This is a genomic window from Hathewaya limosa (assembly GCF_030815255.1).
Taxonomy (GTDB): Bacteria; Bacillota; Clostridia; order Clostridiales; family Clostridiaceae; genus Hathewaya; species Hathewaya limosa.
This window is the reverse complement of record NZ_JAUSWN010000038.1, coordinates 1-10,455: the sequence shown is the minus strand read 5'-3', so window position 1 is coordinate 10,455 and position 10,455 is coordinate 1. Positions and strand designations below refer to the sequence as shown.

9 protein-coding genes, 1 tRNA gene, 1 rRNA gene and 1 riboswitch are annotated in these 10,455 nt (G+C 28.8%); all 11 genes read right to left on the bottom strand.

The features are described from left to right. Nucleotides 1-453 precede the first annotated feature (453 nt). Complete coding sequence (locus tag QOZ93_RS13590) at nt 454-1,401, bottom strand: patatin-like phospholipase family protein (RefSeq protein ID WP_307357346.1); 948 nt, start codon at nt 1,399-1,401, stop codon at nt 454-456. Nucleotides 1,402-1,566: 165 nt separating this feature from the next. Then, nucleotides 1,567-2,871 (bottom strand): glutamate-1-semialdehyde 2,1-aminomutase, encoded by a 1,305-nt coding sequence (hemL, locus tag QOZ93_RS13585; protein WP_307357344.1) that lies wholly within the window; start codon nt 2,869-2,871, stop codon nt 1,567-1,569. A 15-nt stretch (nt 2,872-2,886) separates the two neighbouring features. Beyond that, entirely contained in the window at nt 2,887-3,855 is a 969-nt protein-coding gene (gene hemB / locus QOZ93_RS13580) for a porphobilinogen synthase (protein ID WP_307357341.1), read from the bottom strand. Between the two features lie 38 nt (nt 3,856-3,893). Beyond that, nucleotides 3,894-5,390: a uroporphyrinogen-III C-methyltransferase gene (gene cobA / locus QOZ93_RS13575; RefSeq protein WP_307357338.1), complete on the bottom strand. Its 1,497-nt coding sequence runs from the start codon at nt 5,388-5,390 to the stop codon at nt 3,894-3,896. Nucleotide 5,391: 1 nt separating this feature from the next. Continuing rightward, nucleotides 5,392-6,294 carry a hydroxymethylbilane synthase gene (gene hemC / locus QOZ93_RS13570; protein ID WP_111944135.1) on the bottom strand — a complete coding sequence of 301 codons (903 nt, stop codon included), beginning with the start codon at nt 6,292-6,294 and terminating at the stop codon, nt 5,392-5,394. 59 nt (nt 6,295-6,353) lie between these two features. Beyond that, complete coding sequence (locus tag QOZ93_RS13565) at nt 6,354-6,953, bottom strand: precorrin-2 dehydrogenase/sirohydrochlorin ferrochelatase family protein (protein ID WP_307357334.1); 600 nt, start codon at nt 6,951-6,953, stop codon at nt 6,354-6,356. 63 nt (nt 6,954-7,016) lie between these two features. Further along, nucleotides 7,017-8,258, bottom strand: coding sequence for a glutamyl-tRNA reductase (gene hemA / locus QOZ93_RS13560; RefSeq protein WP_307357332.1), 1,242 nt, complete (start codon nt 8,256-8,258; stop codon nt 7,017-7,019). After that, on the bottom strand, nt 8,227-9,057 hold the full coding sequence (locus QOZ93_RS13555) for an energy-coupling factor ABC transporter ATP-binding protein (RefSeq protein WP_307357328.1): 831 nt from the start codon (nt 9,055-9,057) through the stop codon (nt 8,227-8,229). Before QOZ93_RS13555 ends, hemA begins: the two co-directional genes overlap by 32 nt. Before the next feature lie 62 nt (nt 9,058-9,119). After that, entirely contained in the window at nt 9,120-9,800 is a 681-nt protein-coding gene (gene cbiQ / locus QOZ93_RS13550) for a cobalt ECF transporter T component CbiQ (protein ID WP_307357325.1), read from the bottom strand. A gap of 174 nt (nt 9,801-9,974) precedes the next feature. Next, nucleotides 9,975-10,160: riboswitch (cobalamin riboswitch) on the bottom strand. Nucleotides 10,161-10,277: 117 nt separating this feature from the next. After that, nucleotides 10,278-10,353: transfer RNA gene (locus QOZ93_RS13545), tRNA-Gly, on the bottom strand. 7 nt (nt 10,354-10,360) lie between these two features. Next, nucleotides 10,361-10,455 (bottom strand): 5S ribosomal RNA (gene rrf, locus QOZ93_RS13540); the annotation flags it as partial.

Here is a 10,455-nt window from a genome sequence, read left to right as displayed (position 1 = left end):
TACTCTGTTTAATTTTCAAAGATCAATTTCTTATTTTCAATCGCTCTCACCAAGCGACTTACTTATAATATCAAATTTGTTTTTCTTTGTCAACAACTTTTTAAACATTTTTTAATTTGTTTTGTTGTTTTACTGCGTTGCCGCAGCGACAAGATATATAATATCATAAAAAAGCATACATCTATATTGATTTATACTGATTACAATAAATTATATTTAAATTACTACGATTTTTGGTCTTTTACTTTAATTTATACGTATTGATACACTGGGTAAAGTATATTACCCTTTTTATACTTGATTAGTATTATTTACTCCAATTATTATGATAATAGACTTGAAATTTACATAAAAAAACAGTTAAAGGTATATAATTTATTTTACATTTAACTGTTTTCTTAAATTTTATATTTTAATCTTTTTATTTTCTTTATTGTTTGTATATACATATTTTCAATTTTTCTTTCTATCTACAAATATATTCTCTTCTTTTTTTCTAAAGACTTTTCTAAAAAAATTTACCTTCTTTTTTTCATTACACCTTAGTAAATTTTTCTCTTCCTCTAATTCTATTTTAAATCTATAATATGCTATATTAAGTATGGGATTTAATAAATTCATGGTATCTTCATAGCCATATAATATTCTCCGTCTTGCACCCTCTTGTGTAAAATCTAAAACTCCAGATAACATTCCACCTTGTTCACAACTAGGAAATATCTCTATTATTTGTGTATTAGGATAGATACTTCTATCAATCGGTATCTCCTTCCCTAAATGAACTACTATTATTACATCACAACCTTCTCCATATAGTGGTTGAATCGGAATATTATCTGATATTCCCCCATCTATATATCTTCTATTCTCTATCTCTTTACTTTCATAAATCATGGGCAAAGCTGATGTTGCCAATAATATATCTCTGACATTTTCTTTGTCATAATTATTTATTTTAAAATATTTAGATTTTAATTCTGGTACTTCACTACAGGTTGCATAACAGCTTTTACTTGATCTTAATACAGAATCAAAATCTATATACTTGTCCATTATTTCTTCTAATCCTTCTCTAGATATATTGCCTTGTTCTAAAACCTTAGGATAAAGTTTTTTTATTAGATTTAAATTCTTATTTCCTATAAACATTGCTAATCCTTTAATAGCAAGTTCTTTATTATCTATTGGCATTATTTTGTCTTTAGATAAATTTAACCAAACACTTTCTGCTAATTCATAATTACCTTGTAAAAATAAAACGGCATTTAAAGCACCTATTGATGTTCCTGAAACAGCTGTAATAAATTCATCTATTCCTAATTCTTTTAAAGCTTTCCAAACACCTATTTCATAAGCACCTTTGCCTCCTCCACCTGAAAGTACTAAACCTATTTTCAGCATATTTTTCTCACCTTCAACTTGTAATTATTATTTATATATTATCATATGATATATGTTCATAATAATTTAATAGCTTTTGTTCATCTCTCTATTTGATCTAAATAAAAAAGCATGTATACACAAAACTTTTAATGGTTTTATGTATACATGCTTATTAATTTTAATTTATTTATTAAAAGCAACCTTTAAGGCATTTTTAAATACCTCTATAGTATTCTCGATATCCTCTTCTGTATGTGCTGCTGATAAGAATAATCCTTCAAATTGAGCTGGTGGAAATAATATACCACCTCTTAGCATTTCTTTAAAGAATACAGCATATTTTTCTGTATCACACTTAGTTACATCACTATAATTTTTAAATTCTCCTTTTGCAAAGAATACACACATCATGGCCTTAAATCTTATAACTGTAACCTCTACATCTAATTCTTGTATAACTTTATTCATTTCAGCTTCAAATTTTATAGCTAATTTTTCTAGTTTATCATATACTTCTGGCTTTTCTTTTAGTATAGTTAAATTTTTATATCCCATAAACATGGCTAATGGATTCCCTGATAATGTTCCTGCTTGATACACTGGTCCTACTGGTGATACCATTTCCATTATTTCTTTTTTACCACCATAAGCACCTACTGGTAACCCCGCACCTATGATTTTTCCAAAACAAGTCATATCTGGTTCTATATCATATACCTCTTGTGCACCACCAAATGCTACTCTAAATCCCGTAATAACTTCATCAAATATTAATACCGAACCGTATTCTTTTGTTATTCTTCTTAAGCCCTGTAAAAACTCTTTCGTTGCTGGGACAACCCCCATATTACCACCAACTGGTTCTACTATTATAGCAGCAATATCATTTTCATATTCTCTAAATATGCTTTCTACTGATTTCATATCATTATATGTGCACACTAAAGTATCTTTTACTGTATCTGCTGGTACTCCTGGACTTGTTGGAACACCAAATGTTATTGTGCCAGATCCTGATTTAACAAGTAAAGCATCAGAATGACCATGATAGCAACCTTCAAATTTAACAATCTTATTTCTTTTTGTATATCCCCTAGCTACTCTCAATGCACTCATAGTAGCCTCAGTTCCTGAATTAACCATTCTAACCATATCTATTGATGGATAAGCTTCAACTATGAACTTAGCCATTTTAACTTCTATTTCAGTTGGAACTCCATAACTAGTTCCCCTTTTCAGTATATCTTCAAAACCTTCCATTAAATCTTCATTACTATGTCCCAGAATTAATGGACCCCAAGAACAAATATAATCTATATATTCATTTCCATCTACATCATATATTCTAGATCCTTTTGCTCTTTCTACAAATATAGGACTTAAACCCACTGATTTAAAAGCTCTAACAGGACTGTTAACTCCACCTGGTATATATTTTTTAGCCTCTTCAAATATAGCTTCTGATTTCTTAGTTTCTAATCCTTGCATGCTTATACTCCTCTACTACTTTAATTTTTTTGCTACTTCTTTTGCAAAATAAGTAATTATTATATCTGCCCCTGCTCTTTTTATAGAAATTAATGATTCCATAATAGCAGATTCATTTAATAATCCATTTTCCACAGCCAATTTAATCATAGAGTATTCTCCACTTACATTATAAGCTGCTATAGGCATATTATAATTATTTTTAACCTCTCTTATTACATCTAAGTAAGCTAAAGCTGGTTTTACCATAACGATATCTGCGCCTTCTTCAATATCTAACTCAACTTCTCTTAAGCCTTCATTAATATTTGCCGGATCCATTTGATATGACTTTCTATCCCCAAAAGAAGGTGCTGAATCTGCTGCATCTCTAAAAGGCCCATAAAAAGCTGATGCATATTTTGCACTATAAGCCATAATTGGAAGATTTACATATCCTGCCTCATCTAAACATCCTCTAATATATTCTATTCTACCATCCATCATATCAGACGGTGCTACCATATCCGCTCCTGCTTCTGCATGACTTACTGCAATTTTACCTAAGTATTTTAAGGTCTCATCATTATTTACATATCCCTCTTTTGTTAAAATACCGCAATGTCCATGTGAAGTATATTCACACATACAAATATCTGTTATAACATACATTTCAGGATATTTAGACTTTATTTCCCTGACAGCTTTTTGTACTATCCCACAAGAACAATAAGCCCCACTTCCACACTCATCTTTTTCATTAGGGATTCCAAACAAAATAACATACTTAATACCTAAATCTATTAACTCTTTTATTTCCTCATTTACTCTATCTACGGAAAAACGATAAACTCCCTTCATAGAAGAAATCTCTTCCTTTAAATTTTCTCCTTCTTCTACAAATAAAGGATAGATTAAATCTTCTACATGAAGTTTAGTTTCTCTTATCATACCTCTAATACTTTCATTAGTTCTAAGTCTTCTAGGTCTCTTAGTCAATGACATTTTTACCCCTCCACAAATACAAATTAATTTATCAGCTTTTATGCTTCTATTAGTTCCTTAACTACACCATCTATAGTATATTCTCTTGCTTCCTTGTACACTTTTAGTCCAAAACTTTCTATAGTCTTAGAAGTAACTGGTCCTATAGAGACTAACCTTACATCGTTTAAAAGATTTAAATTTTCTTCTCCTAGTATCTCTATAAAATTCTTTACTGTAGATGAACTAGTAAAAGTAATAAGAGCTTTTGGATCTTTTTCTAACAATTCTATTATACTCTCTCTTTGACTATTTTCTTTAACTGTTTCATAAATTTTTATTTCATTAACTAAACATAGTTCTTTCAAGCCATCTACTAAAACTTTTCTAGCCTCTTTAGCTCTTGGAATTAAAATTTTATCAGTTTCTTTTATATGTTCCTTTAGTAACTCTAAAAGGCTTTCTGCTACAAACTTTTCAGGTACTAGATCTGCTATAACTCCCTTTTTCTTTAATAAATTTGCTGTAGCATTACCAATAACAGCTATTTTACAATTAGCTAATACTCTAACATCTTTATTTAATTCTCCCAATTTTTTAAAGAATATTTCTACCGCATTTTCACTAGTAAATACTAAATAATTATATTCATTAATATTTATAATAGCTTTTTCTAATTCTTCATTAGGAGTTATTTCATTTATTTTAATTGATGGTACCTCTATAGGATTTCCACCTAAATCATTTACTTTCTCTACTAACTTACTACTTTGTGCTCTAGCTCTTGTTATAACCACATTTTTACTGAATAATGGTTTTTGTTCATAGAAATTAAGCTTATCTCTTAATCCAACTACTCCACCTACAACAATTAAACTTGGAGATCCAATATTAGCTTCCATAGCTACATCATATATATTTTCTAATGTTCCTGTAACAACTCTTTGATATGGCCTAGCTCCCCAATTTACAAGAGCTGCTGGTGTTTTAGAATCTTTACCTTCTTTAATTAAATTTTCAGTAATTTTTTTAAGATTTGCAACACCCATTAAAAATACAAGTGTTCCATCTAATTTCGCTAGTACATTCCAATTTAATTCTCTTTCTTCTTCTTTTAAATGACCTGTAATTACATGAAATGAAGATGCAAAATCTCTGTGTGTTATCGGAATTCCCGCATAACACAGTCCACCTATAGCTGATGTAATTCCAGGAACAACTTCAAAATCTACACCTTTTTCAAGTAAAAATTCTCCTTCTTCTCCACCCCTACCAAATACATAAGGATCTCCACCCTTAAGTCTTGTTACAATTTTACCTTGTAAAGCTTTTTGTGCAATTATTTCATTTATTTCATCTTGAGTTTTTGTATGATATTTTGATTTTTTACCTACATAAATAAATTCGCACTCTGGTTTAGCATCCTTTAAAATTATATCATTCGCAAGTCTATCATATACTATAACATCAGCCTCTTTTACACATTCAAGTGCTTTTAAAGTTAATAATTTATAATCTCCTGGACCTGCTCCTACCAAAAATACCTTACCCTTCATCTTAGTTAATCTCCTTTAGAATTAATTTTGCAAGTTCATATCCTAATTCTTTCGCTTTATCTATTGTACCTTCAATAGTTTTTCTTATAATTTTATCTCCATCTTCACTACCAAGTAATCCAATTAAGATAAACTTATTACCTTCTATTATTCCCTTAGCGCCCACTGGAATATGACAACTACCATTTATACCATCTAAAAATGCTCTTTCCCCTTCTACAGCTATCTCTGTTTCCTTATGAGATAGTGATTTTATAACCTCATGTATATCGTTTCTATCTTCCCTTATTTCTAAAGCCAATGCACCTTGTGCAGGAGCAGGTAATAAAATATCTGTAGAAATAGAACAGACTTTATATTTTAAAGTTTCTGTAAGTCCTAACCTATTTAGTCCAGCGGCTGCTAAAATAACACCATCAAGATTTTCAGTTTCTATCTTCTTAATTCTCGTATCTACATTTCCTCTAATAGGAACTATATTTAAATCTTTTCTATATTGTAAAAGTTGATACTTTCTTCTTTTACTACCTGACCCTATTACAGCACCTTTAGGTAAATCCTCTAAAGAATTATAACCTTCTTTTAAAACTATAACATCCCTTATATCTTCTCTTTTAGGAATGTAAGAAAATTTTAATCCCTCTGGAAGTACAGATGGCATATCTTTCATACTATGAACTGCCATATCTATATCACCATTTAATAATTGTTCCTCTATTTCTTTTACAAACAATCCTTTGTCACCAATTTTATCTAATGCTATATGTTGTATTCTATCACCCTTAGTTTTTATAATTTTTACTTCAAATTCAACTTCTGGATTACCCTTTTTAAGCTGATCAATTACCCAATTTGTTTGTGTTAAGGCAAGTTTACTTCCTCTAGAACCAACAACTATTTTCATAATGTCACCCTTTACCCTTTCAGATTATTAAATAATTATACATATATACTATAAATCATCTATTTTTTTTCTTTATTAGTTAATTTAGAAATGTATTGTTTTAACTCAGTAATATCCATATCTGCCATAGAATTTAATATATGTTTCTTCTCTTTCTCATCTTCTACATTTTTTAGTACCAATTTTCTTGCATCTCCTAATAAATACACTAACTCTTCTAATTCTTTAGTATATCTTTCTTCTAATTCTTTTCTTATTTTAGAACAAAATGAAGGACTATTTCCTAATGTAGAAACAGACATTATTAGTTCCCCTCGTTTTATAGTAGAAGGAACTATAAAACTAGATAACTCTTTACTATCCACTATATTACAAAGTAAATGCTTTTCTTTACAATACTCTCCAATACTTCTGTTTACTTCTTTATTATTAGTCGCACCTACTACAATAAATTCATCTTTAATCAATTCTTCACAAAAATTTTCTTTAATTAAAATAATTTTTCCTTTAAACCTCTTTTCAAGATTATAAAATTCTTCTATAAACTCTGTACTTATTACCCTTACCTTTGCTTGGTATTCTAAAAACTTTTTTACCTTTCTAAAAGCAACTTTTCCACCGCCTATAATACAAACCTGTCTATTACTAAGTTCTATCATTAATGGATAATACAAATATAACACTTCCCAAAGTTTAATATTTCATCTTAAAATATTTTTATATTAAAAATTAAATAACTTATTCATCATTTCTATATATTGTTCCACGTTCTCTTCTTTATTTAAGTCTTTTAAATTATTAATAGGTTCTCTTATTAGTCTTTTTAAAGAAGATTTTATCATTTTTTCTATTATCTTTTTTTCTCTACAATCTAATTCTAGTTTTCTATTTATATAATCAAAGGTATCTTCTTCTATTTCCCTACAACGTTCATTTAATGATTTTATTACTGGATCAAACTTAATACCTTTCATCCATTCATAAAAATCTTTTATACTATTTTCTATTATTCCTGATGCATTTTCAGATAGAATCTCTCTTTTCTTTAAATTTTCATCTGAAAGTTTTTTTAGATCATCTATGTCATATACTTTAATTAATTTATTTTCTTTTATACTTATTTCAACATCCCTTGGGACTGCTAAGTCAATAATATGCAATTCATGATCTATTTCAGGCATCATATCTTTTTTTAGAATAAGATGTGTAGCACCAGTTGCCGTAAAAACCACATCAACATTTTTAATTATTTTATATCTTTCTTTAAAATCTATAGCTTCTATGTGAAGTTTCTTACACTCTGTACAAATATCCTCTATTTTATGCATAGTTCTATTAGTCATATACACTGTGCCAACTTCTTCTTCCTCAAAATACTTTAAAGCAAGTGAACTTATCTTGCCAGCCCCAATAACTAAAATGTTTTTATTTTTTAAAGTACCTAACTCTTCTTTCAAATTTTTTATAGCAATATAACTTGTTGATAAAGGAATTTCAGAAATTCCTAAAGTTGATTTTATTTGTTTAGCCGCAGTAACTGCTTCTCTAAACAATTTGTTTAATATTTTTTTACTACAGCCAACCTCCATTGCAGATTGAAGAGCTTCCTTAACCTGACCTAAAATTTGATCTTCCCCAATTACTATAGAATCTAATCCTGCAGCAACATTATATATATGCAAAATAGCTTCATGATCTTTTTTTACAAATAAATAATTTTCTATATCTTCTACTTGAAAAAACTCCTTATAGAAATTTTTTGTTTCTTCGATATGTTTATCTAAATCCTTAGATACAATATATATTTCACTTCTATTACAAGTAGATAAAATAATTGTTTCACTTATTCCTAAATCTAATAAAGTATTTACTGTTTCAATTTTTTTAGTTTCACAGAAAGCAACCTTTTCTCTTATTTCAACAGAAGCATCATTATGATTCACTCCTATTACAGCAATTCTCATAATTCTTCCTCCAATACTCATATAAATCTTCTTCTTTTTTAAAAAGTGGTAGATTCATATTTTTATGTACCTTTAAAAGCCATGGCTCATCTAAATTAGCTTTTTGTAAAAGTTGTTCTTGTGTAAATACCTTTACAACATCACCTTCACCTATAACCTGCCCCTTATTTAAAACATAAATATAATCACAAATTTCATAAATAAGGTCCATATTATGACTTGAAATAATTATCTTCTTACCTAATGCAGCTAGAGATAAAATCATCTCCCTTACTGAATTAGTCATATTGGGATCCAATCCTGCCGTAGGTTCATCAAATAATATTATTTCACAATCCATAGCCAAAACGCCAGCCATAGCAACCCTTTTTTTTTGCCCATGACTTAAAAAATGAACAGGTTTATCTTTAAATTCCCATGCTCCTGATTCCTTTAGAGCCTTTTCTACCTTGATCTTAACCTGTTCTTCTTTTACACCTAAATTTCTCAGTGCAAAGGCAACATCATCATATACAGATGAATAAAATATTTGTTTATCTGGATCTTGAAAAACTACTCCAACTTTACTTCTAAACTTATATAAATAATCTTTTTTATATTTTATCTTTTCATTGTTAAATAAAACTTTTCCTTCCTTAGGTCTTAAAATCCCAACCATATTTAGAAATAAAGTGGATTTTCCTGCCCCATTGGATCCTATTAATCCTATAACATTCCCTTTACTTAGATCCATATTTACATTTTTAAGAGCAACTGTATTATCCTCATAAACATAGCCTACATTTTCTAATTTAAGCATCTTCTCACCTACAATTACTTATTAAATTTTTTTAATCAAAATTAGCTTAAGTCCATTATAAATTAAATATAAAATTCTCCATTATAAAGTTTAGTCTCTAAAGAAATGTTTAATTCCTCATATCTACTCATTACTCTAATAAATAATATTCTTATTAACAAAGCTGTTGATTTATAAGAATTTCTAAGTCCTTTATAACCAAATCTTAAATCTTGTGCCACATATAATTCCCTTGATTCTTCTAAAAATATAAAAATAAATCTATATATTAAAATCATTATTTCTATAAAAGTTTTAGATAATCTCAAAGTTTTAAAAACCTGAATTAGTTGATTCATAGGAATTGTAAGTGCAAAAAAATAAGTTGATGCTAAACTACTTAATGCTCTGCAAAACAATAACATCCCCTGTTCCATCCCTAACTTTGTAATTCCCACATAATAAGAACCTAATTTTAAATGAAATAGAAATACATCTTTAGTAGTACCAATTGAAAAAATCATAGTAATTATACTAACCATTAAAAAAATAAATGGAATACTTAAAAGTTTTAAATACTTTTTTAATGAAATCCTTACTACATACATCGTAAGTAAAGATAAAAAAATTAAAATTCCTCCAAAAACAAAAATATTTTTATTTGATAAGCTAAATATTAAAATACTCAAAGAAAAAATAAATTTTGTCATGGGATTAAGGTCTTTTAACCTGTTAGTATATGCATATTTGTCAATTAAAAGCATATTAAGGACTCCCTCTTAAAATTTATAAAAAATCCCTAGTCTCTTATTCGGACTAGGGATTTTATACTTGGTAAAATATTCAGAAATGAATAAAATTATATCTAATAACTTTTATAATAATGTATTTCTACCTACTATAAGTTGTATCGATTAAGTATCACTCTTCCCTCCGAAGATCACTTAAAAATTTAGGTAGGTCTCCTGACTCTAGAATTATCTTACTCCTCATCCTTCCCATAAATCTTATGACCTACAGTGGTTATTATGAGTTTCATCCTCTATTACAGTAGCGGGGGCTGTAGTGGCTTTTAACCATTTTCCCTTTTAATCTATTGCAGAACCTAAATTTACTTGTATATTAAATTTTATAATTAACTCTCTTGTATTTTTAATAATATCACATAAATATACATTCTTCAACAAACTTACTTTGTTTTTAGGTAAAAAAATAAAAGCATCAATTCTTCGATGCTTTTATGGAGCGGGAAACGGGGCTCAAACCCGCGACCTCCACCTTGGCAAGGTGGCGCTCTATCAACTGAGCTATTCCCGCATATATAACCTGGCGACGTCTTACTCTCCCACAAGGCTGCCCCTGCAGTACCATCAGCGCTGTAAAGCTTAACTTGCCTGTTCGGTATGGAAAGGAGTGTTA